This window comes from Pseudalkalibacillus hwajinpoensis (assembly GCF_015234585.1).
GTDB lineage: Bacteria > Bacillota > Bacilli > Bacillales > Guptibacillaceae > Guptibacillus > Guptibacillus hwajinpoensis_B.
The window spans coordinates 14,500-38,329 of record NZ_JADFCM010000005.1 but is presented as its reverse complement, the minus strand read 5'-3'; the positions used below and the strand labels follow the sequence as shown (position 1 = coordinate 38,329).

Below are 23,830 nucleotides of genomic sequence, written 5' to 3'. Positions count from 1 at the left end.
ATTTAAGAAGAAAGAAGAAAGGACGACTTGCTCTTCTGTAACTAGTAATCCTGTTTTGGATTTGCGATAATATAGACGACCTAAGAAATGGAGGCGGTATGATGTGGGTTGAGAAGTTATATCCTAAAGCGCCATATGACGTAGATCGACTTTTCCAAAGAATGAGCATGGACCCGCTTCAGTATGTCGATGGTCACAGTCAACAATTTAAGATTCCTCTTATTATTAATAATGAAAAAGCCGTATATACAGTTCAATCAACTGGAAATCGTAAATACCCTTGCTTTGAGATATACGGAAATGATGTAAGTAATAAGGAACAAGCGATTACTCAGATTAGTCATATGTTTGACTTTCATATGGACATTGAAGGGATCTCGTCAGTACTAAAAGAAACAAATATTCGATCATTGATGGATAATTATCTCGGTATGCCAATTATTTGTGAGCCTGACGCTTATTGTGCATTACTGAAGAATATTGTTCATCAGCAGCTTAATATGAAGTTTGCGTATACGCTGACCTATCGTTTTGTGACAAGCTATGGAACTGAAATGGATGGCGTGTGGTTCTATCCTAAACCAGAGGTGGTTAGTCGTTTAACTGTTCAAGAATTACGCGATTTACAATTTAGCAAAAGAAAAGCAGAATATGTGATTGGAATTGCTGAAAAGATTGTATCAGGAGAGCTTGATTTAGAGAACCTCAACAAATTAACAACTAAGGAAGTATATGATGAACTGCTTCCTATAAGAGGTGTTGGTCCATGGACAGTTGAATGTGTACTGCTTTTTGGACTAAGACGGAAAGATATATTACCTGCAGGTGATGTTGGGATTCAAAATGCCATTATGAAATGGTTTCAATTATCAACAAAGCCTACAAAAGAAGAAGTCGTTAAGTATAAAGAGAAATGGTCTCCGTATTCAAGCTATGTGTCCATGTATTTATGGGAAAGCTTAAGCGGTTAAGTAGAAGGAGAGATATTTTTGGATAACAAAAATGTGAAAGGGACAGGGCTTACGAACGGTCAAACAATTCCTTTAACAATTAAACGATTGGGGATAAATGGAGAAGGGGTCGGTTTTTTTAAGAGAACAGTGGTATTTGTTCCTGGGGCACTACCTGGGGAAGAAATTACAGCTGAAGTCACAAAGGTTTTTTCAAATCGTGCTGAAGCAAAAATAAAAAGGCTTCGAAAAAAATCGAATGACAGAACCACTCCGCCATGTCCGGTATATGAAGAATGTGGAGGATGTCAGCTCCAACATTTAAGCTATAAGGCACAACTTCGTGAAAAACGGGATATTGTGATTCAGTCGTTTGAACGGCATGCAAAATTGGGTGAAAAGGATATAACAATAAAGCCTGTAATTGGAATGAAAGACCCCTGGAACTATCGAAATAAAAGTCAGCTTCAGGTAAGAAAGCAAAAGGGAAAAGTCATTGCAGGATTATACGGAGCAGGGTCACACGAGCTTGTTGAACTGACAAACTGTTTAGTACAACACCCGGAAACAAATCGAGTCACTCGTCAAGTTGTGAAGATCCTCGAGGATTTAAATATTTCGATATATAATGAAAAGAAGAGAAAGGGGCTCGTTCGTACAATCGTAACGAGAGTTGGATTTGAGACGGGACAAATTCAATTAGTGCTTGTCACTTCAGAAGAGAACATTCCGCGGAAAGAATTACTTATTAAAGAAGTGAAGAAAAGGCTTCCTGAAGTGAAGTCGGTTATTCAAAATGTAAATGGGCAGAGAACATCTCTAATATTCGGTGATAAAACCTTCGTATTAGATGGGGAAGAAGTAATAGAGGAATCATTAGGAGATTTAAATTTCGAATTATCTGCTCGTGCCTTTTTCCAGCTAAATCCCACGCAAACTGTTCACCTCTATGATGAAGTGAAAAAAGCTGCTGCGCTTACTGGTAAAGAAAACATTATAGATGCTTATTGTGGAGTAGGTACGATTGGATTATGGCTTGCCGATAATGCGCGAGAAGTCAGAGGGATGGATGTCATTAAAGAATCGATTGATGATGCAAGAAAGAATGCTAAAAGTCACGGTTATCAGGAGAAGATGACTTACGATATAGGTAAAGCAGAAGAGGTCGTTCCTAAGTGGATAAAAGAAGGGTTCAAACCAAACGTGATTGTGGTAGATCCACCGAGAACTGGCTGTGATGAGACGTTATTAGCTACGATGGTAAAAGCAAAGCCAGATCGAATTGTTTATGTATCCTGTAATCCTTCAACGCTTGCAAAAGATTCTTCCTATTTAATGAAAAAGGGATATGAGCTTCAGCATTTACAGCCAGTCGATATGTTTCCACAAACGTCTCATATCGAAGTAGTGTCTGTTTTTAAAAGAAACACAGGAAATAAGAAATAGTTACAACCTTATTTATGGATAAAGTTAGTAGTTAAACCCTTCCGACTGGAAGCTAAATACAGTCATTAACACTTTCCACAGACTTATACACAAGATGAATAGGTATTTATAGCGTTACTAACAAGTTTATCAACAATATCCACAGCTTAATACGAGGTTATCAACAAAAAAATTGTTTATAATAAATGTGCTCTAAAAAGGGAAAGATAACATGTTATCAACATTGTTAACAGCTTGTGCATAACTTGCTTGTTAACTTCTGAATCGCTATTTTTTTCTGAAATCAAAAAGGGACCGATACGGTCCCCTTTTTGGTTATTTGTTTTTCTTCGCGCGCTGGTTTGCGGCCTTTGATCTTTCAGCTGCTTTCGCATCAGCGGTGTCGAATTCATTTGCGAATTCTACATCCTCGTTTTGTGCTGATGGAATTGGATTTTTAGCTTGACGCTTTTGTTTACCTTCTGAAAAATTTGGACGTTTTGCCATCTTAATCAGCTCCTGTAAATGTGTTTGGAGAAGATCTCTCCACTCATTAGAATGGCTTGTTTTTGTTTAATTATTCGTCTTTATTTATGCCCAGCTCGGTCAGCACGTTTGAATTCTCTTCCAAAAAGAACATCTTGGGTCTTCGTTAGCGTCATTTTTGCTTCCTTATTTTCTCTGCCTTTACGTTTATCCACAATAATCCCTCTTTTCCTTAAGATGCTACTAGCATTGCCATCACATAAAGTTCTATGCACATGTGGATAAAAGCAATGACCAGGCGCCGATAGTAACGCTGTGGATTATGACACTCTATAGAAAAAACCAATAGAAATAAGGCAATAATAACAATAAAAAAAGTTCCTTTAACAGGAACTTATGCTTCTAATTGAACTTCAACTGCTTCTGTACCTTCGCGCATGACGTGAAGGTGATAATTATCGCGTTCAATTTCATATAAATGATATGATTTCTCTCCAGTATTAATTTGCTTATAAACTTCAGGCCATTTCTCATTAGCTTTCTCGACATAAGGGATTTTTTCTGCCGCTTTTTGAGAGCGAATGTTATCCTTGTTAATTCTCATGAAAATTGTATGAATTTGCTTATCAAAAAACATTTCATTGAAGAAAGCTTCTTTCGCGATTTGATTATAACCTTTGCCGTGGTAAGGGGTACCAATCCACGTTCCAAGAAAGCCAGTTTGATGTTCAATATCAAACAAATTAATTGTACCAATAGGTGCACCCCATTCATCAAGAATGGTCCTAGAAATTAATTCTCCCTGCTCCTCAGCTTCAATAAGTTGTTTTGTTAAGAATAGATATTCTTCGTAAGAGCTTGCTTTATGACGTACGAATGGGAAGACAGCTGGGTCAACCATCAAGTCAAATAGCACATGACATTCCGACAGGTCACGATGTTTAATCATGAGTTTCCCTCCTGTCGAGGGCAGACTTATCCCCACCCTCGAATAATAGTATGTTGAATTATTATTCGGGGTGGGAATCGAACCCACTAGGACCAGTCACTGCTGGTGGCGCACCAATTGCCTTCCCATATTCAGATATGAAGTTGTTAGTTCATTTTATTGTAATTACAAAAGTATCATACTCGATTTATTTAAAAAAAGATACTAGTTTTTTGCGTATTTTTCACTTCTAAATGTAAAGTTATTGTAAGTGTCTATGTGACAAGAAATTTAAGCGATTTTAACGAATAATTTCCCCGTTAATCATCGTCAATACTGGACGGGCATCGTACTGGAATGGATGATTAGACCAGAGCACTAAATCGGCATCTTTTCCAACTTCTATACTTCCAATTCGGTGTTCGACTCCAAGACTTTTAGCGGGATTTAGTGTAATTCCTTCAATCGCTTTTTCTTCGCTTAACCCTTCTCTAACAGCAAGCGCTGCACAAATATTTAAGTACTGAATAGGAACGTATGGATGATCTGTTGTGATTGACACTTCAATCCCGTGGCTATTCAGAATGCCATAAGTCGCCCAAGTTTTGTTCTTTAATTCTATCTTCGAACGTCTCGTCATAGAAGGTCCTACAGTTACTTTAAGGTTCTGTCCACTAAGTTCATCTGCAATAAGATGGCCTTCTGTACAATGCTCAATTCTGAGATCAAGATTAAACTCCCTAGCAAATCGAACAGCTGTTAATATATCGTCTGCACGGTGAGCGTGAATTCTAACAGGAATTTCACGATTTAGTGCTGCCATAATGGGTGAAATTCGTGGATGCTCGATCTGATTAGACCTCCCAGCATCATAGAATGCTTCTCGAAGAAGGCCCATAATTCCCATGCGGGTAATGGAATCATTATTGGAGTGACTATGAACCCGTTTCGGGTTTTCACCTAATGCAATTTTTAGACCGGCGGTTTCTCTGACAATCATTTTCTCTACGTTCTTTCCATGCGTTTTCAGAACAGTTGTTATACCGCCAATAATATTCGCACTTCCAGGCATAACTTGGACAGAAGTTACGCCAAATGCAATCGCATCTTTAAAACCAACATCGAGTGGATTTACACCGTCAAGTGCTCTTACATGGGGAGTTAGAGCTTCTACGGTTTCGTTTGCATCATTACCGGCCCAGCCAGTGCCTTCGTCATAAAGGCCAACATGTGTATGTGCATCAATGAAACCGGGTAAAAGATGATAACCTTTGCCGTCAATTACGGTCATATCAGCTTCTTCAGGTATAGAGGGGGAGACTTCATGAATAAGGCCGTCCTTTACAAGAACATCAGCACATGGGAGTAATGGTGATGAAACTGGATAAACTCGAGCTTGCTTAAATAATATCGTCATATTATTCACCTATCATCTTTTAGTTTTATAACGACACATCGTCGAAAACAGCTAGTTAATTCATTATATCCATTATCCATCATCGGTACTACATCATCGAATGTGTAAATGGCGAAGGATATTTTAATTGAGATACAACCTTTTCATAAACATAACGATTTCACTTTTCTTAGAAAATAGGTAATGCTTCTATTCAAATGAAGGGAGGGTTTAAAAAAACCTGCTGGTTTAGACCAGCAGGTTCTCTAATGCGTCTTTTAATTTAATGTAGCGGAAAGGATAACCTAATTCTTTAGCTTTCTGTGGAAGAACGCACTGTCCTTTTAATACAATTCCACTTTTTTCTCCTAGAGCTGCTTGAACAGGTGCTTCAGGAACAGGCATCCAGTGAGGTCGATTCATTACTTCCCCAATTGTTTTACCAAAATCATTCATTCTCTTTGGTTCAGGTGCGGTTACGTTTAATGGCCCCTGGACAGAGTCGTGATCAACAGCAAATCGGATCATCCCAACTACATCCATAATATGTACCCAGGAATACCATTGTCGTCCATCACCAAGTTTACCACCCATAAATAATTTATATGGCAAGGTCATCAAAGGAAGGGCTCCTTCTTCGCCAAGGACAACACCAAATCGCGCAAGAACGGTACGAACTCCATGATTCTGTGCTTTCATTGCTTCATCTTCCCATTTGCGTGTAACATCTGCCAGGAAGTCAGAACCAGGTTCTGTATCATTTTCGGTAAATGATTTATCAAGTGATGAACCATAAAATCCAATAGCAGAAGCGTTTACAAGAACGCGTGGTTTATGATCAAGTTTTTGTATGATGGAAATGATCTCTCTCGTTGACGAGATGCGGCTGTCTAGAATACGCTGTTTACGATCTTCTGTCCACCGTCCGCTATTAATTGATTCGCCTGCAAGGTTCACGATGGCGTGAATCTTTGGGAGGTCCTTCTCTGGCTCAGCATCATCCTGAAGCCACTTTACATAAGTAACCCCTTTTTTTATAGGTTTGTTTGCAGGGTTCCGTGTTAGAATAAATACCGAATGCCCGTCATTAACAAAAGAGTCTGTTAGTTCACTTCCAACAAAACCAGTTCCTCCGGTAATCGCAATGTTCATATCATCTTCCTCCTAAGCGTACGCGATATACTTCTACTAGTTCTTTACCCATATTCATATTCCTCTAATCAAATGCTTTAACTTCATTCGTTTATTCAGAAAGTGCTACAATGTGAGTGGAGGTGAGTGCATTGGTCAAGGTTACGCGTATAACAACGCAAAAAAACAATAACGAACGATTTTCGATATTTATAGATAAAGGTTCAGGGGAAGAATTTGGTTTCGGTGTTGACCAGGATGTTCTGATCAGCTTTGGTCTTCGAAAAGGCGTCGAATTAAGTGACGAGATGCTTGAAGGAATTCATTTTGAAGACCAGGTGAAAAAAGGCATGAATTACGCGTTAAATTATTTATCTTACCGGATGCGCTCTGAAAAAGAGGTGAAAGAATACCTTACTAAAAAGGAAATACCTGAAGAGGCATTCGAAGCTATTTTCAAAAAGCTTCATCGCTATGGATACGTGAATGATCTTGAATTCGCTATTGCTTTTGTAAGAACAAAAGTAAATGGAGGCGGAAAAGGTCCATTTGTCATCGCGCAAGAGCTCAACCAAAAAGGAGTTAATAAAAAGATGACCGATAAAGCACTTGAAGAATACTCATATGAGAAACAGCTTGAGATTGCAATTAAGTTAGCTGAGAAAAAAGCATCAAAGCTAAAGACTTCCTCAGCAACGGAACAAAGACAGAAAGTAAATCAGGAACTAAGAGCCAAAGGCTTCGATCGTGACATCATTCAAGAAGTGATGCAGCAAATCGATCTAGAAAAAGGAGAAGACGAGGAATGGGAAGCGCTCGTGCTTCAGGCCCAAAAAGCGGAACGACGCTATAGCAAACTCGAGCGCCGTGAATTCGATCATAAAATGAAGCAATTTTTATATCGTAAAGGGTTTCCTTTTCCGCTTATTAATAAATATCTAGAAGAACTTAACGATCAATAAATATCTCATTTTGTCCTTCATCTTCCTCGATGATTTGGAGGGCTTTCTCAAATGGGGATTTAAGTCTTGATACATCATTAATATGATCGGAATTTGCCCAAAATGGAGTATTCATCCCTCCCATATAAACAGCAGTTGCACTGACACCCGTGCCCTCTAGTTCTTTCCATAAGCTCTCAGTAAAACCTCTTATCGCATATTTAGAAGCGACGTAGACGGTTTCGTGATTTTTCCCTTTTAAACCAGCGGTAGAAATAATATTCATGATGCGACCTTCCATGCTTTTTAATGTAGGGAGGAACGTTTGTGTTGCAAAAATGGTGCCTTTCACATTTGTATCAATAACCTTATGTATATCAGAAATAGTAATGTCTTCTAAAGCCCCGAACGTTCCTGTACCAGCATTGTTTACAAGCATGTGAATTTGTAGATTATCCCGATCCATTGCTTGTTTCAGTTTTTTAAGTTCTTCAGGATCAGTTATATCGCATTCATAAATGGAACAGACACCTTTATTATCTTTGATTTCCTGGTCAATGGATTCAAGTTTTTGTTTGGTTCGACCAACAAGTACGACATGGTGTCCTTTAGTTGCCCACTGTTTTGCAAGCTCAGCTCCGAGGCCAGAACCGGCACCCGTAATTAAAATGGTTTTCATATAAAATCACTCCTTTCGGTAAGCGTAGCATATTTTTGTCAGGAAGTAGAAAATGAACTATACTTGGGGAAGAATTGATGATGATGGAGGTCAAGGATGGAAAAGCGTTTCAGTGATATGAGTGAGCAGGAACTAAGAAATGAAATTTCCCTCTTAAGCGAAAAAGCACGTAGAGCGGAGCAAATGGGCATGGTCAATGAATTCGCCGTTCATGAACGAAGGATTGCACTTGCTAAGTCGTATTTATTAAACCCGGATGACTTTATACCGGGCCATAAATATGAAATTGATGGTGATCCAGGTTCTACGTTTATTATCGATTATATGAATGGGACGTTTGCATGGGGAAACCGTGACGGTAGCGATGAGATTGAAGCATTTCCTATTTCGATGTTAATTCAAAAAGAGCAGCAGTAACGCTGCTCTCTTATTTCATCATTTTTACGATCGTTTACGTGTTTGTACCTGTAGTACGATATCGTTATAAGTTTGCTGCGTTTCTCCATTCACCTGATTATGAGCGTGTTTTGGATTTGCACGCGGAGATTGGAATGGATCCTCATATTTCGGATGAAGTCTATCTCGGTTATTTTTTCCCATAGATGCTACCTCCTGTATAAGAGAATTATCCCTGACGGTGGCCTGTCCGATTTGAAGCATTCATCCGCTCTTGTGGTTGAGTGTTAATCGACCCGTCAGCACGTTTTGATGCGAATTCTTCTTTTGCGCGGGGTTCACCAGAAAATTTAGCATCTGGAAATCCGGTTTTTTTATTTCTCATCAGCGTGCGCCCCTTTCCAATATCGTGTTGTGAATCAGGCACACCATTAGTATGCGAATTCGGTCGGAATGTTATGTGCCAAACAAAGTTATTTATTAGACAGAATTTGAATTACACCACGAAAGGAGAATGCCTCATGGAAGATTTATTTCAAAGGCTTACTCATAACCTTCTTGAGAAAAATGATCACCTCTCTTATGGTCAAGCGAGAACAATGGTGGAGTTGCTTTGGGAGGATTTTGAATCGTCAAGAGCCAAGGCTGGCAGAGAGTATAAAGGTCAGGATGTAACTGAAAAAATTGTAAAGCAATGGATTAACTACTATGGTCCTGTTTTACACGATTTCATGATGAATAATCCAAAATATAAAGGGTATTTTGGAGATGACAGAAGCATAAAACATTAAACAAAAACCGGCTGGGCACATTATGTGCCCAGCCGGTTTTCTGTGTCATAAAATAAAGTTAACGACTAATCAAGAGCGGGATCTAATTTCTTTCGTAACGTATCTTCGCTGTAAACCCATCCAGTATAGGAACTCGTTATTTCGAGCTGATCTTCCATTTGTACCACGGCGACAAATGGATAATGCCCTTTATTTCGATAGCGAAGATCAATAAAGCGAACTTCATATCCAACTTCTTTTTCTTCAATCTCCCATCTATAAACTGGTGAGAATGAAAGAAATGCACTTAAGTTAGGATCTTCCTTCGCAGATTCCAGTACGGGTGTTTTAGGAACAGGAACGCGATCAAATACGTCTTGAATATGGATCGTAGTTCCTTCAGCGCGAGCTACATAAAACTGTTTCTCAGATTTAACTGCGATATGCCACCTGCTCCAACGAATTGTTGGTGAGACGATCACTTCGACTGCATCTGGAATTCGCTCTCTCACAGCATGAATCACTTTCTTCTGTTCAGTTATTCTCCAAACATAATAGAGAATAAGGATGCCGTAGATCGTGAGGAAAGTGTACCCAGGATTGACTCCCAAATACCAGAGAATTAATCCACCAATGTGACTGAGAAATATAAATGGATCAAAAATATTAATGACGCCAAGAGCTACCCATCTGTTAGAAAATGGCCTAATGGCTTGCGTTCCATATGCGTTAAAGATATCGACAAACACATGAATGAAGACAGCAAGAAATGTCCATAACCAAAGGTGGAGCCAATTTGTTTCGGGAAAAAACACCATTATTCCGCTGCTAATAATGATTGGCCAGAGAAGAACTGCAGGAATGGAATGAGTAATTCCACGATGGTGTCGGATATAGACAGCGTTATTTTTAAGTTTAAGCACAGTATCAAAGTCCGGGGCCTGCGATCCTATTAGCGCTCCAATTAGAACGCTTTGAGCGGTAATGGGGTCCTGTGCAATAGCTGGATCTAACGTTGCAAGAGCTCCAATCCCCAGTCCCATGACCACATGTGTCCCAGTATCCATAGGCTAAGAATCCTCCTTATGAAACGTATCGATCGTTTAGCTAACGATCGTGAATAGACCAAAAGAATTTATGTCTATTTTGCATTCTTTATTTAGTTATACCCAATTTGAACGAATGTGAAAAGTTAAAAGGTGAATGAAAAGGTATGATGCGTTATTATATGTGATAGACGAAGGTTGAGGAAGTTTCTTAGTAAATTTAAATAAATCTTTTAACACCATTTAATATATCATATCGGAGAGTTGATCCATGACAGAGAAAGTGACAGACCTTTTACATTATTTCGATGAAAAGCAGTTCCAACAGGACCTTATTGCCTGGTTTAAAAAAGAGCAGCGTACACTACCTTGGCGTGAGAATCAGGATCCTTATCGTGTATGGGTATCTGAAATTATGCTACAGCAAACGAGAGTAGACACTGTAATCCCATATTTTGAGCGGTTTGTGAGCCTTTTTCCTACTGTGGAGGCACTTGCCAATGCTGAAGAGGCAGATGTATTAAAAGCCTGGGAAGGGCTTGGTTATTACTCAAGGGCGAGAAATCTTCAAAGTGCTGTTCGAGAAGTAGCAGAGACTTATAACGGTATAGTGCCGAATGATCCCAAGCAAATATCTGAACTTAAGGGAGTAGGGCCCTACACTGCTGGGGCAATTTTAAGCATTGCTTATGACATACCACAGCCAGCCGTTGATGGAAACGTGATGCGTGTTCTTTCGCGAATTATTGGGATTTGGGAGGATATTGCTAAACCATCAGCAAGAAAGACGTTTGAAGAAGTAACTCGACGAATTATTTCCGATGAGGATCCATCCTCATTCAATCAGGGGATGATGGAGCTTGGTGCGATTGTATGTACACCAAGATCCCCTTCATGTCTTCTTTGCCCTGTACAAGAGCATTGTAGAGCCTTTGCTGAAGGATCGCAGGAAGAGCTGCCAATTAAATCAAAGAAAAAGGCCCCCAGACCTGTACCGATTGCAGCTATAGCTCTTGAAAATAATGAAGGAAAATTCCTTATTCGACAGCGTCCGGAGAAAGGACTTCTTGCAAGCTTGTGGGAATTTCCAAACGTTGAATTAACAGAAGGTGGCTTGAAAGAAAATCAGCTCAAACACCATTTACAAGATACTTATGAAATTAACCCTAAGATTGAGAAGGAATTATCCTCGTTTAATCATATTTTTAGCCATTTAAAATGGCAATTAACAGTTTATAAAGGATCATTTATTGGTCATATCGATCATGAAAAGGTGAAAATGGTTAGTAAGAATGAGTTGCGTGATTATGCCTTTCCTGTCGCTCACCAAAAAATTGTCAATTTGATTTTAGAAGGAGATGTAGCAGAGTGAATTTGAATCTTGAAAACAAGCGCGTTCTTATTACAGGAGGCTCTAAGGGAATTGGAAAGTCGATCGCGAAGGTGTTCTATGAAGAAGGCGCGAAAGTGGGGATTTGCGGTAGAAATCGTGATGATCTCGAATTGGCTAGGAAGGAAATTGGTCAGGACTTAGCCATTTTTGAAGCGGATGTGACTGATGAGCGGAAGCGCGTCCAGCTCATTGATTCTTTCATCATGCAATTTGGTTCACTTGATATCTTAGTAAACAACGCTGGGGGAAGCAGTGGTTCGACAATTATGGAGACGGATATATCTCAATTCCATAAAGCAATGGAACTTAATTACTACTCAGCGGTACACCTTAGTCAGCTTTCTGCCGAAATCATGAAGCAACAGGGAAGTGGCGCAATCATCAATATTTCTTCTATCTTCGGTCGTGAATCTGGTGGGAAACCAACTTATAACAATTCAAAGTCGGCTATGATTAGTTTTACTAAAGCTATGGGTGATGAGCTAATTAAAGACGGTGTCCGCGTGAATGGGGTTGCTCCAGGAGCCATTCTGCACCCATCAGGGAACTGGCAGAAACGACTTGATGATAATCCTGAGAAAATAGCTGAATTTGTAGATAAAGAAATACCAGGAGGAAGATTTGGGACAACTGACGAAGTAGCGAATGCCGTTGTTTTCCTTGCCTCTGAAAAAGCTTCATGGATTGTTGGTGCGACAATCAACGTCGATGGCGGACAATCGAAATCAAATTTCTAACATATACTTAAACAACCTTCTGAAGAGTTTCAGAAGGTTGTTTTTTTGACGAAGAACTGGATTTTATTCGGGCATAAATGCTGAGAGTCCACCACGCTGTTCAATTTCTTTCATTATTTCTCGATGGATAGCTACACCTTCGCTATTTAAGTAAGGAGTAACCTGTTGAAGGCTATAGTGAAAAAAAGATAGTTCATCGTCCACCCATTCCTTTTTAGACATCATAGAAAGCTCTGTCATATCTCGATGATTCATCATTTAACCTCCTTCTTCTCCTTAGTTTGTATCATTGATTTGAACAGTATGAAGGGGAAGAGATGGAAAGCATGATGAAATGTTCATTCCTGATAAGTTATCAAGTAACAGTCCTATAAGAAAGATTTTTGTTTTTTTGCACCCGAAACAAGTTTTTCTAAAAACAATACATAAGAATCATGTAACTGGATATTCTATTGTTTGTGGGAGGTGATAAGCCATGGCAAAGAAACCAGGACAAACACAAGCTGGTGCAAACATTCAACAAGCGAAACAGCAGAACCAACAAGCTTCTGCTGGTAAAGCTGGTCAGCAACAATACGGTGCTGAATTTGCAAATGAAACAGATGCACAAGAAGTAAAAGCTCGCAATGCGAAGTCTGCTCAAAATAAGCAGCAAGCATCTGCAGGACAAGCAGCTCAGCAACAATACGGTGCTGAATTTGCAAGTGAAACGGATGCACAACAAGTGAAAGCTCGCAACGCGAAGTCTGCTCAAAATAAGCAGCAAGCATCTGCTAAGAACCAGCAGCAACAATAATTGAACTTCCCGGACAGGGCTGACTTAGTCAGCCCTGTTTTTCGTTAGTTAAATGCTGGTAGGGATTATAAGACCAGTGGAGAAACAATCTAATATAGGAAGGGGTGTTGGTTATGTGCGGACGATTTTCGCTAACGACAGAACTCGACGTGTTACTTGAAAGGTTTCAAATTGATCAAACGAGCATGGATGAATATATACCACGATTTAATATAGCACCATCTCAACAGATCCCGGCTGTGATTAGTGCAAATCAAATGAATCGAATGGGAACCTTGCGTTGGGGGTTAATTCCATTCTGGGCAAAGGATGCGTCTATCTCAAATAAATTAATCAATGCGCGAAGTGAAACAGCTAAGGAGAAAGCGAGCTTTAAGCATGCTCTTAAGCAGCGAAGGTGTTTAATATTATCGGATGGTTTTTATGAATGGAAGCAGACGAAGGATCAGAAAATTCCGATGCGGATCCAAGTAAGAAAGGGTGAGCCGTTTGCAATGGCGGGGTTGTGGGAAAAATGGAATGATGGCGACAAAAATCATTTTACATGTACGATACTTACCACAGAAGCAAATGAATTTATGAAAGAGATACATAATCGAATGCCCGTCATTTTAACAAGAGATGATGAGAGGATCTGGCTGGATGATACAGTAAGTGATAGTGAAATCTTAAGCAGATGTATGAAGCCCATATCCTCTAAGGAAATGAATGCGTATGAAGTTTCGACGCTTGTGAATTCTCCTAGAAATGACCAACCTGAATGTATTGCTCCTGTAGGGAGTTTATGACAAAACTCCTGACTTCTCTACAGAAGTTCCCAAAGGATTTCACATGAGTTTATGGAATTTCTTTTTTGATGAAGGCTTGCTAGAAATCGTTAATGGTATTAGCTTGCTCCATAGGAATGTCAAGAATCACAATTTGGAAGGAGAGGTTAAATGAAGGAGTTTGATGAGCTCATTCAACAGCAGCTCAAGCTTGCCGATCAAATGATTCGTACGAAGGAAGAAATTCTAAGCTTAGAGGATATTCTGGATGAAGAAAAGGGTAGAAATGCCATAATTGTAGAAAGAAAAGAGATGCTATCACTTATGGAGGATGAGTTTGAACGACTTATTTCGGACGTCATCTCTACCTTTGAAAAAACCCCTATTTATTAAGCTGGAATTGGGTGCCATTCTTTTCGAGTGGCGCTTTTATTTTAATTTTATTTTGTTAAGCGTTATAATAGAGAAGAATATAGATGAGATGTAAGATTTTTGATAATAGCCATGTATTGAACGGTAAGAAAGAAAGGATGCTGTGAGTCTGCCTGTATGCAAAAGGCATTCATCGTTTTCCGGAATTTCTTAGGAAAGGAGAAGAAGATGAGTTTCCCAACGACCGGGACGAGAATTCAAATTCAAAGCTATAAACATCGCGGTACGCTACATCGTACTTGGGAAGAAAGCATCGTACTTAAAGGCACCTCCAAAGAAATAATCGGTGGAAACGATCGCATTCTTGTGACTGAAGCTGATGGAAGACAATGGAGAACACGTGAACCTGCGATTTGCTACTTTAGTGCAAACCACTGGTTCAATGTCATTGGAATGATCAGAACGGATGGGCTATATTATTATTGTAATTTAGGTACTCCATTTACTTACGATGAAGAAGCGTTGAAGTATATTGATTATGATCTTGATATTAAGATCTATCCTGATATGACTTTTAAGTTACTAGATGAAGATGAGTATGAAGCACACCGCGAAGAAATGAATTATCCCGAAGCAATCGATCGTATTATACAACAAAATGTAAAAGAACTGATGAACTGGATTCATCAAAGAAAAGGACCGTTTGCCCCTGGATTTGTAGATCAGTGGTATGAACAGTTCCTTCAATATAGGTAAGAAAAACCTGTTGAATGTTTTTCAACAGGTTTTTGCATGATATAAAAACAGCATGTGATTAACTAAAGGATGATGCCATCTGGGTAGTATAAAAAGATATATGACCTTTGTAAGGCCGTATAAAAAACAAATTGGGATAACGATTGGAATTGGAATATTAAAGTTTGGTATTCCTCTTCTTCTTCCATTGATTTTAAAGTACGTCATTGATGATATTATCAATGCAGAAATGCCAGCTGGGGATAAATATGAGCAGCTTCTTTGGTTGATGGGAGGAGCTTTCTTTCTCTTCGTCGTTGTCAGACCACCGGTAGAATACTTCCGTCAGTATTATGCTCAATGGATTGGAAGTAAGATTCTGTATGATATACGAGATAAATTATTTTCTCATATCCAACAATTAAGTTTGAAGTTTTACTCTAATAACAAAGCAGGGGAAATCATCTCAAGAGTAATAAATGATGTGGAGCAAACAAAAACATTTGTAATTACTGGGATGATGAATGTTTGGCTTGATCTCATTACCATCGTCATCATTATCGGTATATTATCATTTATGAATGTTTGGCTAACACTTGCAGCAATTGTTCTTCTTCCTCTGTATGGACTGTCAGTTAAATTTTTCTATAAGCGTCTTCGTGATTTAACAAAGGATCGCTCACAAGCACTTGCAGAAGTTCAGGGTCATCTTCATGAACGAGTACAAGGGATGTCGGTGATTCGAAGTTTTGCCTTAGAAGATTATGAACAAGAGCAATTTAACAAAAGAAATACGAATTTCTTAGAACGAGCACTTGATCATACAAGGTGGAATGCCAAAACGTTTGCTGTCGTTAATACGATTACGGATGTAGCTCCTCTTATTGTTATCGCCTTTTCTGCGTATCTTGTGATTTCGGGTGGACTTCAAATCGGTGAAATGGTTGCGTTTGTGACTTATATGGACCGGCTTTATAGTCCTTTAAGAAGATTGGTGAATTCGTCTACCACATTAACCCAAGCTATTGCATCAATGGATCGTGTATTTGAATTTGTCGATGAAAAATACGATATTGTAGATAGAAAAGATGCAAAAAAGTTAAACGATGTTCGAGGAAATATCCAATTTGAAAATGTTTCATTTAAATATAATGAAGAGGATCTACCTGTTCTAAAAGGAATTGATCTTAATGTACGTGCTGGAGAAACCATTGCGCTTGTAGGAATGAGCGGTGGCGGTAAATCCTCACTTGTCAGCTTAATTCCACGTTTCTATGATGTGACGGGTGGGAGTATTCTAATTGACGGTACAGACATACGGGATTATGAAGCAAGAAGCTTGAGAGATAACATTGGAATGGTTCTTCAGGATAACATCCTATTTAGTGAATCCGTTCGAATGAATATCATGATGGGGAATCCAAATGCCTCTGAAGAAGAAGTTATACAAGCTGCACAGGCTGCTAACGCTCATGAATTCATCATGAACCTTCAAGACGGATATGATACGCCTGTTGGTGAACGAGGTGTGAAGCTGTCTGGTGGACAAAAACAACGGATTGCAATCGCAAGAGTATTTCTTAAAAATCCGCCTATTTTAATTCTTGATGAAGCAACGTCAGCACTTGACCTTGAAAGTGAACATCTTATTCAAGAAGCGCTTGAAGTACTTGCGAAAGATCGCACAACCTTTATTGTCGCACACCGTCTAGCGACAGTGACGCATGCTGACCGTATCGTGGTGGTAGAAAACGGCCAAATTTCAGAGAGCGGGAATCACCAAGAGCTCATGAAACGGAAAGGGTCCTACCATAACTTGTTTCAAGTACAAAATTTATAGTTATTCATCAAAAAGCATCTCTTTGAGGTGCTTTTTTTGTTTAAATATGCATATTATCGCGTAAAAGCGTCAAAAAAAGACAGAAAATTACCTCAATAAGCGTTGCCAACTAACAAAAATAATGTAATAATGAGAAGCAGATTTTAGTTTAATTAAAAAATTCAGAATTTACGGAAAGGGGTGAGTGTATGGAACATCCAGTTTTAAATGTTAGTGGATTAGAAACGCACTTTTTTACTGATGATGGAGAGATTCCAGCAGTAGACTCCGTTGACTTTCATGTAAATAAAGGTGAAGTACTTGGGATTGTTGGGGAGTCTGGCTCTGGAAAGAGTGTGACTTCATTGTCCATTATGCAACTTATTCAGGCCCCAGGAAAAGTTGTAGGAGGAGAAATTACATACAAAGGGGATAACCTTCTTACGAAATCAGAGAAAGAGATGAGAAAAATAAGGGGAAATGAAATCGGAATGATCTTCCAGGAACCGATGACATCCCTTAATCCTGTATTTAGAATCGGCAATCAGCTCGTTGAAGGAATTCGAATACATAAAAAATGGAACAAGAAAAAATCCTGGGAGCATGCTATATCAATTCTTAAACTAGTTGGGCTTCCTAGGGCTGAAGAACTTATGAATGATTACCCTCATCAATTATCTGGGGGGATGCGGCAGCGCGTTATGATTGCGATGGCGATGGCATGTGAACCAGAAGTACTCATTGCTGATGAGCCAACAACAGCTCTTGATGTGACGATTCAAGCTCAGATTCTAGAGCTCATGAAGAAATTGAACCAAGAAACTAATACATCGATTATTATGATTACACACGATCTGGGTGTAGTCGCAGAAATTTGTGATCGTATTGTTGTTATGTACTCTGGCAAAATCGTTGAGCAGGGAAAAACAAGTGATATTTTTCAGCATCCAAAGCATCCGTATACGATTGGGTTAATCGAATCAGTACCTGATGTGAGAGTTCGAAAAGACAGGCTGTATTCTATCCCTGGAAATGTGCCAAAACCAGGTTCGATTCATAAAGGATGTCATTTTGCTCCGCGTTGTAGTTTTGCTTTCGATAAATGCTATGAAGAGAATCCAACGTTGTTAGATGCAGGACCAGGACAACAGGCTAGGTGCTGGCTTCATGAAGACGAGAAAAAAGTAGCTATATTAGAGAATGTGAAAAGCTAAAGGGGGCGCCTATTTTGCAAGAAGCATTACTTGAAGTAAAACAGCTTAAGAAGCATTTCCCAATTCAGGGAGGCGTACTTAAACAGCAGGTAGGAACAGTGAAGGCTGTGGACGGTGTAACCTTTACCTTACATAAAGGAGAAACATTTGGGTTAGTTGGGGAAAGTGGATGTGGGAAGTCAACAACTGGTCGTATGTTGATGAGACTTCTTGAGCCAAGTGAAGGGGAAGTTCTCTTTGATGGAAAAGAAATGACCAGTTTAAACAAAAAGGATCTTCGTCACCTTAGAAAAGATATTCAAATGGTGTTTCAGGATCCTTTTGCATCGCTTAATCCGAGACATACAGTTGAGAAAATTATCGAAGAACCTCTTATCGTTCATCAGCTTGGTAATAAAGCAGAGCGTAAAAAAAGGGTAAGAGAACTTCTTGAAATTGTTGGGCTTAGTGCATACCATGCCAAACGTTATCCTCACCAATTCAGTGGTGGACAGCGTCAAAGAATAGGTATAGCACGGGCACTTGCAGTTAATCCGAAGTTAATTATCGCGGATGAACCTGTTTCAGCACTTGATGTTTCGATCCAAGCTCAAGTATTAAATCTTTTAGAAGATCTTCAGAAAGAGCTTGGACTAACATATTTGTTTATAGCTCATGATTTAGGAGTTGTTCGTCATATTAGCGATCGTGTCGGAGTGATGTACCTTGGGCGCATTGTTGAAATGGCAGATAGTGAAAAGCTCTATTTGGATTCAAAACATCCGTATACACAGGCTCTTCTTTCAGCGGTGCCGGTTCCAGATCCTGAATATGGGAAAGACAGAATTATTCTTACTGGAGATGTACCAAGTCCATCTAATCCGCCATCAGGGTGTCCTTTTCACACAAGATGTCCTAAGGCGATGGACGTGTGCAGCTCCGTAGTTCCCGAATTCAGGGAGATAGAACCTGGGCACTATACAGCGTGTCATCTGTATGAAGAAGACCATGTATAAATCACACACATGACTAAGGGGGAAGAACATGAAGAAGACCATTTTTTCATTAATGTTTGTATTGCTTCTTTCGATCGGTCTAGCCGGTTGCGGTGGATCTAACGAAACGAATGGCAATGGTGGGGGAGACTCCGGAGAAGGAGGCGAAGAAGCAGGTGGAACGTTGATCTTTGGTCGCGGTGGTGACTCCGTATCACTTGATCCAGCATCTGTTACAGACGGGGAATCATTTAAAGTAACAAAGAACATCTTTGATACGCTCCTTGATTACGGTGATGATAACACAGATGTACAGGAAGCACTTGCAACAGAGTGGGAAGTTTCTGATGATGGTAAGACGTATACGTTCACACTTCGTGAAGGCGTGAAGTTCCATGACGGTACAGACTTTAATGCAGATGCCGTTGTTTACAACTTCGAACGTTGGATGAATGGGAATGAAGAAGCTTTCTATTACTATAAATCCATGTTCGGTGGATTTAAAGGTGATGAAGGGCACGTTATTGAAAGTGTAACGGCGAAAGACGATTACACAGTTGAATTTAAATTGAAGCGTCCACAGGCGCCATTCTTAAAAAATATCGCGATGTCTCCATTTGCGATTGCTAGTCCTGATGCACTTGAAAAGCAGGGCGACAAGTTTGGTGAGAATCCTGTAGGTACTGGTCCGTTTGTATTTGATCAGTGGAACAGAAATGACAAAATCGTTCTAAATAAAAACGAAGAGTACTGGATGGATGGTTATCCAAAACTTGATAGTGTTATTTTCAGAGCGATTCCTGATAACTCAGCACGTCTAAATGCCTTAATGGCTGGAGAAATCGATTTGATGGATGGCCTTAACCCTTCTGATGTGCAGCAGGTAGAAGACAATGGCGATCTTCAAACGTTCTTCCGACCTTCTATGAACGTTGGATACGTTGGATTGACAACAAATCGTGGACCATTAAAAGATAAGCTTGTACGTCAGGCGCTAAACCACGCTGTGGACAAGCAAGCGCTTATCGATTCTTTCTATGCTGGACAAGCTGAACCAGCGAAAAACCCAATGCCTCCGGTAATCGGTGGATATAACGATGATATTGAAGGTTATGAATATGATCTTGATAAAGCGAAGGAACTTCTAAAAGAAGCTGGCTATGAAGATGGTTTTGAAATGGAGCTTTGGGCAATGCCTGTTCCACGTCCATATATGCCAGATGGTCAAAAAGTAGCAGAAGTTCTTCAGAAAAGCTTCGCAGAAATTGGCGTAGATGCTGAAATCAAATCGTACGAGTGGGCAACTTATCTTGAAAAAGCTCGTAATGGTGAAGCTGATAGCTTCTTGCTAGGTTGGACAGGGGATAATGGTGACGCTGATAACTTCCTATATGTACTCCTTGATCAGGATAACATTGGAAGCAACAACTATACGTATTATGAAAACCAGGAGCTTCATGATCTTCTAATCGAAGCACAGTCGACTCCAGATGAAGAAGAGCGTAATAAGCTTTATGCAGAAGCTCAAGAAATCATCCATGAAGATGCTCCGTGGATTCCTCTTGTACATTCTAAGCCAGCACTTGGTGGCTCTAGTACAATTAAAGGATTCTCACCGCATCCAACTGGTTCTGACAAGCTAACGAAAGTAACGCTTCAATAGGAAATAAAGAAGGGGAGTGATGAACTCCCCTTTTATTCTTCAAAATAAATTGGTTTTATACATAATAGAACGGCATGTGATTTTACAGATGGAAGAAGAGGTGAGTAGATGCTTGCTTATACAGTTAGACGATTGCTAATGCTTATCCCGGTTTTATTTGGAATGACACTTATTGTGTTCTTTATGATTCGAGCTATTCCTGGAGATCCTGCCCAGGTCATTTTAGGTCAACAGGCAACAGAGGAAGCGATAAAAAGTTTAACCAAACAGCTTGGCCTCGATCAGCCGTGGTATCTACAATATATCGACTATATTAAAAACTTGTTTACAGGTGATTTAGGCACATCTCTTCGAACAAGTTCAGATATTAGTGGAGAAATTTGGCCATATCTTGCTGCTACTCTTGAACTGTCGCTTGTGGCGATGGTTATAGCTATTTTTATTGGCGTCAATGCAGGGATTATTAGTGCATGGTTTCAAAACTCTTGGTTCGATTACACGGCTATGGTACTTGCGCTAGTCGGTGTGTCGATGCCTGTTTTCTGGCTTGGTTTGATGGAACAATGGGCATTCTCGCTTGAACTTGGGTGGCTACCATCCACAGGTCGCGAAAATGTGAGAAACCCTGTTGATGCTATCACACATCTTTATCTTATTGATACCTTACTTCAGGGAAGAATGGATCAATTTGTAGAAGTGGTTAAGCATTTGATTCTACCTGGTATTGCTCTTGGAACAATACCGATGGCTATCATTGCTCGAATGACACGCTCAAGTATGCTTGAGGTTATGCGCTCTGATTTTGTTCGAACAGCTCGCGCAAAAGGTACAAAGATGTTTTGGGTTGTGTATAAGCATTCATTAAAAAATGCATTTATTCCTGTGCTTACTGTAATTGGACTTCAAATGGGTCTACTACTTGGTGGAGCTATTCTTACTGAAACAATATTTGGCTGGCCAGGAGTCGGTCGGTATATATACGACGCCATTAATTTCAGGGATTATCCAGTGATTCAATCTGGTATTCTCATCGTTGCTGTCATCTTTGTTTTTATTAATCTCATTGTCGATCTGTTATACGCTGCAATTGATCCTCGAATCAAATACAACTAAAGGGGGCTTCTAAGATGGCTGAAATTGCTCCGCAAAAAAAAGTGAATGTTCAAAAGCAACCAGATGAAGAAGTATTATCGCCATGGCGTGAAGCCTGGAAAGGATTCAGGAGAAATAAGCTAGCGATGGTCGGCATGGGGATTGTACTTTTTTTCATTCTTCTAGCGATCTTTGCAGGGGTCATCGCTCCTGAAGGGATTAACGAACAAAAATTAGGTGAACGACTTCAATCTCCATCAGCCAGTCATTGGTTTGGAACCGATGATTTCGGTCGCGATATTTTATCACGTATAATTTATGGGGCAAGAATTTCTTTATGGGTTGGCTTTTTTGCAGTACTAGGTTCAGCGGCGGTAGGGAGTTTACTAGGTATGGTAGCAGGTTATTACGGTAAGCTAGTGGATACGATTATTTCACGTATATTTGATATTATGCTTGCGTTCCCAAGTATTCTTCTTGCTATTGCTGTTGTTGCCGTACTAGGACCATCGCTAAGAAATGCACTTATCGCGATTGCGATCATTAATATTCCGAACTTTGGAAGGCTTGTTCGATCAAGGGTGTTAAGTGTGAAGCAGGAAGAGTATGTTATGGCGGCTAGAGCTGTTGGGATGAAAGATTCAAGAATCATTTTTCATCATATATTGCCAAATTCACTTGCACCTATAATTGTGCAAGGAACACTTGCAATTGCAACGGCTATTCTGGAGGCAGCGGCCCTTAGTTTTCTTGGTCTTGGTGCACAGGCGCCACAGCCTGAGTGGGGGAAAATGCTTGCAGATTCACGTTCGTATATTATTCAGGCACCATGGACTGTATTCTTTCCAGGACTTGCGATTATGCTAACGGTTCTTGGATTTAACCTACTTGGTGATGGTCTTCGAGATGCGCTTGATCCAAAAATGAAGAAATAAAAAAAATCAGCCGATACGGCTGATTTTTTATTTGGCATGAAGCTCCTGAATATCAACTTCATTTTCTTCCTGGTGATAGGAATGAAAGCTATCGACAAGTAAATCAAGGTGTTCAAGGTGATCGTGGTAATCGATAATCATTCCGATTAAGGGGAAGATTGTCATCCAAAGCTCGCGATTACATTCGCCATTTTCGTATAAGTCAACATAGCGTTCGGTTAAGGTAGACTCCCCGGATCCAACGGTGTTTAACATTTCCTCAGGAGACTGGTTCCTCACTTTTCCGATATATTTTAAATGGATGCGTTCGTGATAATTTGTTAGCTCATCGAGGTGAGTCTGAATCATCTTTCTCACCTCGTCAGGCATGATCAAAATCTTCACATCAAGTTGATCAAGCATTTTTAGTATAGCAAGTGACTTTTCTGTTGTAGCAATCATCTGTCTAAATAGGACGAGCTTACGTGCTTTTACAAAATCTCTGCGTTTGAAGTACGTACGCTCTTCTTTGTATAGAAGAAAATACTGATCACTTTTAACTGTATCTTCTTTCAACTTAATTAAGTTCTCTTTCAATACTTTATGTTCGGCATCGTTTCTAGTAGCAAGCCTGATCCACTGTGAAATATATTCAGTATTGCTCACAATTTTGTGGAATAATTTCGTTTCATATCTCGGTGGTACGAAAACTAAGTTTACAAAGAAAGAACTGATCACACCGACCATAATGACTAAGAATCGGTTTGTCGCAAAAGTGATGAATTCCTCCTGAGGAGCATTCATGATTAAAATAACAGTTACGATTGCGAGTGGTATCGTACTTTCGATTTTCAATTTAATATTAATGGCGATAATGATGATCGCACCTAGACCAATTACGATTGGCTGATTTCCAAAGAGCAGAACGAGTATAACTGCAAGCACGGCTCCAATAATATTGGATTGAAATTGATCAATAACGGTTTGATAAGATCTGTAAATCGACGGCTGAATGGCAAATAATGCAGCTACGCCAGCAAAGGTCGGCGGCTCGAGTCCAAGCCATGTTGCAATATAAAGTGCGAGAGTAATCGCTAGCCCTGTTTTAAAAATACGGGCACCAAACTTCATTCTATTATAAGTCCTTTCGTCGAGTACTTTTAGTATAGAGAATATCCTCTATTTCCTCTTTTAAACATATGAGAC

28 protein-coding genes are annotated in these 23,830 nt (G+C 39.6%); 17 read left to right on the top strand and 11 right to left on the bottom strand.

All coding sequences use genetic code 11. From position 1 onward, the window contains the following. Positions 1-101 precede the first annotated feature (101 nt). Complete coding sequence (locus IQ283_RS10375; protein ID WP_194220107.1) at positions 102-971, top strand: DNA-3-methyladenine glycosylase family protein; 870 nt, start codon at positions 102-104, stop codon at positions 969-971. Positions 972-989: 18 nt separating this feature from the next. Beyond that, the gene (gene rlmD, locus IQ283_RS10370) at positions 990-2,396 is read left to right on the top strand and encodes a 23S rRNA (uracil(1939)-C(5))-methyltransferase RlmD (protein WP_242057319.1); all 1,407 of its coding nucleotides are present in this window, start codon (positions 990-992) and stop codon (positions 2,394-2,396) included. 315 nt (positions 2,397-2,711) lie between these two features. Here the strand turns inward: rlmD and IQ283_RS10365 are convergent, their stop codons facing one another. The 5 genes from IQ283_RS10365 to IQ283_RS10345 form a co-directional block, all read right to left on the bottom strand. Further along, the gene (locus tag IQ283_RS10365; RefSeq protein ID WP_194220106.1) at positions 2,712-2,882 is read right to left on the bottom strand and encodes a YfhD family protein; all 171 of its coding nucleotides are present in this window, start codon (positions 2,880-2,882) and stop codon (positions 2,712-2,714) included. Between the two features lie 80 nt (positions 2,883-2,962). Beyond that, a complete protein-coding gene (locus IQ283_RS10360; protein ID WP_194220105.1) occupies positions 2,963-3,076 on the bottom strand; it encodes a YfhE family protein in 114 nt (37 codons plus the stop codon). 179 nt (positions 3,077-3,255) lie between these two features. Then, entirely contained in the window at positions 3,256-3,810 is a 555-nt protein-coding gene (locus IQ283_RS10355) for a GNAT family N-acetyltransferase (RefSeq protein ID WP_194220104.1), read from the bottom strand. Between the two features lie 280 nt (positions 3,811-4,090). Next, the gene (locus tag IQ283_RS10350) at positions 4,091-5,206 is read right to left on the bottom strand and encodes an amidohydrolase (RefSeq protein WP_194220103.1); all 1,116 of its coding nucleotides are present in this window, start codon (positions 5,204-5,206) and stop codon (positions 4,091-4,093) included. 228 nt (positions 5,207-5,434) lie between these two features. Continuing rightward, the gene (locus IQ283_RS10345) at positions 5,435-6,337 is read right to left on the bottom strand and encodes a TIGR01777 family oxidoreductase (protein WP_194220102.1); all 903 of its coding nucleotides are present in this window, start codon (positions 6,335-6,337) and stop codon (positions 5,435-5,437) included. A gap of 131 nt (positions 6,338-6,468) precedes the next feature. Between IQ283_RS10345 and recX the strand changes: the two genes are divergently transcribed. Then, the gene (gene recX / locus IQ283_RS10340; RefSeq protein WP_194220101.1) at positions 6,469-7,278 is read left to right on the top strand and encodes a recombination regulator RecX; all 810 of its coding nucleotides are present in this window, start codon (positions 6,469-6,471) and stop codon (positions 7,276-7,278) included. On the opposite strand, the gene IQ283_RS10335 is transcribed toward recX, so the two are convergent. After that, complete coding sequence (locus IQ283_RS10335; RefSeq protein ID WP_194220100.1) at positions 7,265-7,936, bottom strand: SDR family NAD(P)-dependent oxidoreductase; 672 nt, start codon at positions 7,934-7,936, stop codon at positions 7,265-7,267. The two genes, recX and IQ283_RS10335, sit on opposite strands and share 14 nt — an antisense overlap. A gap of 96 nt (positions 7,937-8,032) precedes the next feature. Here IQ283_RS10335 and IQ283_RS10330 point away from each other — a divergent pair, with 96 nt between their 5' ends. After that, on the top strand, positions 8,033-8,353 hold the full coding sequence (locus IQ283_RS10330) for a YfhH family protein (protein ID WP_194220099.1): 321 nt from the start codon (positions 8,033-8,035) through the stop codon (positions 8,351-8,353). A gap of 24 nt (positions 8,354-8,377) precedes the next feature. Here IQ283_RS10330 and IQ283_RS10325 read toward each other — a convergent pair whose 3' ends face one another. Further along, entirely contained in the window at positions 8,378-8,536 is a 159-nt protein-coding gene (locus tag IQ283_RS10325) for a YpzG family protein (protein ID WP_194220098.1), read from the bottom strand. Positions 8,537-8,561: 25 nt separating this feature from the next. Further along, entirely contained in the window at positions 8,562-8,717 is a 156-nt protein-coding gene (gene sspK, locus IQ283_RS10320) for a small, acid-soluble spore protein K (protein ID WP_194220097.1), read from the bottom strand. A gap of 136 nt (positions 8,718-8,853) precedes the next feature. On the opposite strand from sspK, the gene IQ283_RS10315 reads away from it, so the two are divergent. Next, positions 8,854-9,123 (top strand): YfhJ family protein, encoded by a 270-nt coding sequence (locus tag IQ283_RS10315; protein WP_194220096.1) that lies wholly within the window; start codon positions 8,854-8,856, stop codon positions 9,121-9,123. A 65-nt stretch (positions 9,124-9,188) separates the two neighbouring features. Here the strand turns inward: IQ283_RS10315 and IQ283_RS10310 are convergent, their stop codons facing one another. After that, a complete protein-coding gene (locus tag IQ283_RS10310; protein WP_194220095.1) occupies positions 9,189-10,169 on the bottom strand; it encodes a metal-dependent hydrolase in 981 nt (326 codons plus the stop codon). 250 nt (positions 10,170-10,419) lie between these two features. Between IQ283_RS10310 and mutY the strand changes: the two genes are divergently transcribed. Both mutY and IQ283_RS10300 read left to right on the top strand, forming a co-directional pair. Further along, complete coding sequence (mutY, locus tag IQ283_RS10305) at positions 10,420-11,520, top strand: A/G-specific adenine glycosylase (protein ID WP_194220094.1); 1,101 nt, start codon at positions 10,420-10,422, stop codon at positions 11,518-11,520. Then, a complete protein-coding gene (locus tag IQ283_RS10300; protein WP_194220093.1) occupies positions 11,517-12,278 on the top strand; it encodes an SDR family NAD(P)-dependent oxidoreductase in 762 nt (253 codons plus the stop codon). Before mutY ends, IQ283_RS10300 begins: the two co-directional genes overlap by 4 nt. Before the next feature lie 63 nt (positions 12,279-12,341). On the opposite strand, the gene IQ283_RS10295 is transcribed toward IQ283_RS10300, so the two are convergent. After that, complete coding sequence (locus IQ283_RS10295) at positions 12,342-12,533, bottom strand: hypothetical protein (RefSeq protein ID WP_370313995.1); 192 nt, start codon at positions 12,531-12,533, stop codon at positions 12,342-12,344. Positions 12,534-12,753: 220 nt separating this feature from the next. On the opposite strand from IQ283_RS10295, the gene IQ283_RS10290 reads away from it, so the two are divergent. The 10 genes from IQ283_RS10290 to nikC all read left to right on the top strand — a co-directional run bounded on the left by IQ283_RS10290 (position 12,754) and on the right by nikC (position 22,645). Further along, positions 12,754-13,074 (top strand): gamma-type small acid-soluble spore protein, encoded by a 321-nt coding sequence (locus tag IQ283_RS10290; protein WP_194220091.1) that lies wholly within the window; start codon positions 12,754-12,756, stop codon positions 13,072-13,074. A 113-nt stretch (positions 13,075-13,187) separates the two neighbouring features. Continuing rightward, a complete protein-coding gene (locus IQ283_RS10285; protein WP_194220090.1) occupies positions 13,188-13,862 on the top strand; it encodes an SOS response-associated peptidase in 675 nt (224 codons plus the stop codon). A 150-nt stretch (positions 13,863-14,012) separates the two neighbouring features. After that, on the top strand, positions 14,013-14,234 hold the full coding sequence (locus tag IQ283_RS10280; protein ID WP_194220089.1) for a hypothetical protein: 222 nt from the start codon (positions 14,013-14,015) through the stop codon (positions 14,232-14,234). Between the two features lie 207 nt (positions 14,235-14,441). After that, positions 14,442-14,969 carry a nucleoside tri-diphosphate phosphatase gene (gene ntdP, locus IQ283_RS10275; protein ID WP_048313631.1) on the top strand — a complete coding sequence of 176 codons (528 nt, stop codon included), beginning with the start codon at positions 14,442-14,444 and terminating at the stop codon, positions 14,967-14,969. 100 nt (positions 14,970-15,069) lie between these two features. Then, complete coding sequence (locus tag IQ283_RS10270) at positions 15,070-16,788, top strand: ABC transporter ATP-binding protein (RefSeq protein WP_194220088.1); 1,719 nt, start codon at positions 15,070-15,072, stop codon at positions 16,786-16,788. 188 nt (positions 16,789-16,976) lie between these two features. Beyond that, positions 16,977-17,981: an ABC transporter ATP-binding protein gene (locus IQ283_RS10265; RefSeq protein ID WP_194220087.1), complete on the top strand. Its 1,005-nt coding sequence runs from the start codon at positions 16,977-16,979 to the stop codon at positions 17,979-17,981. Positions 17,982-17,995: 14 nt separating this feature from the next. Next, positions 17,996-18,976 carry an ABC transporter ATP-binding protein gene (locus tag IQ283_RS10260; RefSeq protein ID WP_194220086.1) on the top strand — a complete coding sequence of 327 codons (981 nt, stop codon included), beginning with the start codon at positions 17,996-17,998 and terminating at the stop codon, positions 18,974-18,976. 28 nt (positions 18,977-19,004) lie between these two features. Beyond that, complete coding sequence (locus tag IQ283_RS10255) at positions 19,005-20,618, top strand: ABC transporter substrate-binding protein (protein ID WP_194220085.1); 1,614 nt, start codon at positions 19,005-19,007, stop codon at positions 20,616-20,618. A 108-nt stretch (positions 20,619-20,726) separates the two neighbouring features. Continuing rightward, on the top strand, positions 20,727-21,731 hold the full coding sequence (locus tag IQ283_RS10250) for an ABC transporter permease (RefSeq protein WP_194220084.1): 1,005 nt from the start codon (positions 20,727-20,729) through the stop codon (positions 21,729-21,731). A 14-nt stretch (positions 21,732-21,745) separates the two neighbouring features. Further along, positions 21,746-22,645, top strand: a complete 900-nt coding sequence (gene nikC / locus IQ283_RS10245) for a nickel transporter permease (protein WP_194220083.1) — start codon at positions 21,746-21,748, stop codon at positions 22,643-22,645. Positions 22,646-22,672: 27 nt separating this feature from the next. On the opposite strand, the gene IQ283_RS10240 is transcribed toward nikC, so the two are convergent. Then, positions 22,673-23,755: an FUSC family protein gene (locus IQ283_RS10240; protein ID WP_194220082.1), complete on the bottom strand. Its 1,083-nt coding sequence runs from the start codon at positions 23,753-23,755 to the stop codon at positions 22,673-22,675. Between the last annotated feature and the right edge of the window lie 75 nt (positions 23,756-23,830).

What these genes read in the sequence shown, in the direction of transcription:
- IQ283_RS10375 (WP_194220107.1), top strand. Translation starts at nt 102, where the DNA reads ATGTGGGTTGAGAAGTTATATCCTAAAGCGCCATATGACGTAGATCGA.
- IQ283_RS10365 (WP_194220106.1), bottom strand. Translation starts at nt 2,882, where the DNA reads ATGGCAAAACGTCCAAATTTTTCAGAAGGTAAACAAAAGCGTCAAGCT.
- IQ283_RS10355 (WP_194220104.1), bottom strand. Translation starts at nt 3,810, where the DNA reads ATGATTAAACATCGTGACCTGTCGGAATGTCATGTGCTATTTGACTTG.
- IQ283_RS10350 (WP_194220103.1), bottom strand. Translation starts at nt 5,206, where the DNA reads ATGACGATATTATTTAAGCAAGCTCGAGTTTATCCAGTTTCATCACCA.
- IQ283_RS10345 (WP_194220102.1), bottom strand. Translation starts at nt 6,337, where the DNA reads ATGAACATTGCGATTACCGGAGGAACTGGTTTTGTTGGAAGTGAACTA.
- IQ283_RS10335 (WP_194220100.1), bottom strand. Translation starts at nt 7,936, where the DNA reads ATGAAAACCATTTTAATTACGGGTGCCGGTTCTGGCCTCGGAGCTGAG.
- IQ283_RS10330 (WP_194220099.1), top strand. Translation starts at nt 8,033, where the DNA reads ATGGAAAAGCGTTTCAGTGATATGAGTGAGCAGGAACTAAGAAATGAA.
- IQ283_RS10325 (WP_194220098.1), bottom strand. Translation starts at nt 8,536, where the DNA reads ATGGGAAAAAATAACCGAGATAGACTTCATCCGAAATATGAGGATCCA.
- sspK (WP_194220097.1), bottom strand. Translation starts at nt 8,717, where the DNA reads ATGAGAAATAAAAAAACCGGATTTCCAGATGCTAAATTTTCTGGTGAA.
- IQ283_RS10315 (WP_194220096.1), top strand. Translation starts at nt 8,854, where the DNA reads ATGGAAGATTTATTTCAAAGGCTTACTCATAACCTTCTTGAGAAAAAT.
- IQ283_RS10310 (WP_194220095.1), bottom strand. Translation starts at nt 10,169, where the DNA reads ATGGATACTGGGACACATGTGGTCATGGGACTGGGGATTGGAGCTCTT.
- mutY (WP_194220094.1), top strand. Translation starts at nt 10,420, where the DNA reads ATGACAGAGAAAGTGACAGACCTTTTACATTATTTCGATGAAAAGCAG.
- IQ283_RS10295 (WP_370313995.1), bottom strand. Translation starts at nt 12,533, where the DNA reads ATGAATCATCGAGATATGACAGAGCTTTCTATGATGTCTAAAAAGGAA.
- IQ283_RS10290 (WP_194220091.1), top strand. Translation starts at nt 12,754, where the DNA reads ATGGCAAAGAAACCAGGACAAACACAAGCTGGTGCAAACATTCAACAA.
- IQ283_RS10285 (WP_194220090.1), top strand. Translation starts at nt 13,188, where the DNA reads ATGTGCGGACGATTTTCGCTAACGACAGAACTCGACGTGTTACTTGAA.
- IQ283_RS10280 (WP_194220089.1), top strand. Translation starts at nt 14,013, where the DNA reads ATGAAGGAGTTTGATGAGCTCATTCAACAGCAGCTCAAGCTTGCCGAT.
- ntdP (WP_048313631.1), top strand. Translation starts at nt 14,442, where the DNA reads ATGAGTTTCCCAACGACCGGGACGAGAATTCAAATTCAAAGCTATAAA.
- IQ283_RS10270 (WP_194220088.1), top strand. Translation starts at nt 15,070, where the DNA reads ATGACCTTTGTAAGGCCGTATAAAAAACAAATTGGGATAACGATTGGA.
- IQ283_RS10265 (WP_194220087.1), top strand. Translation starts at nt 16,977, where the DNA reads ATGGAACATCCAGTTTTAAATGTTAGTGGATTAGAAACGCACTTTTTT.
- IQ283_RS10255 (WP_194220085.1), top strand. Translation starts at nt 19,005, where the DNA reads ATGAAGAAGACCATTTTTTCATTAATGTTTGTATTGCTTCTTTCGATC.
- IQ283_RS10250 (WP_194220084.1), top strand. Translation starts at nt 20,727, where the DNA reads ATGCTTGCTTATACAGTTAGACGATTGCTAATGCTTATCCCGGTTTTA.
- nikC (WP_194220083.1), top strand. Translation starts at nt 21,746, where the DNA reads ATGGCTGAAATTGCTCCGCAAAAAAAAGTGAATGTTCAAAAGCAACCA.
- IQ283_RS10240 (WP_194220082.1), bottom strand. Translation starts at nt 23,755, where the DNA reads ATGAAGTTTGGTGCCCGTATTTTTAAAACAGGGCTAGCGATTACTCTC.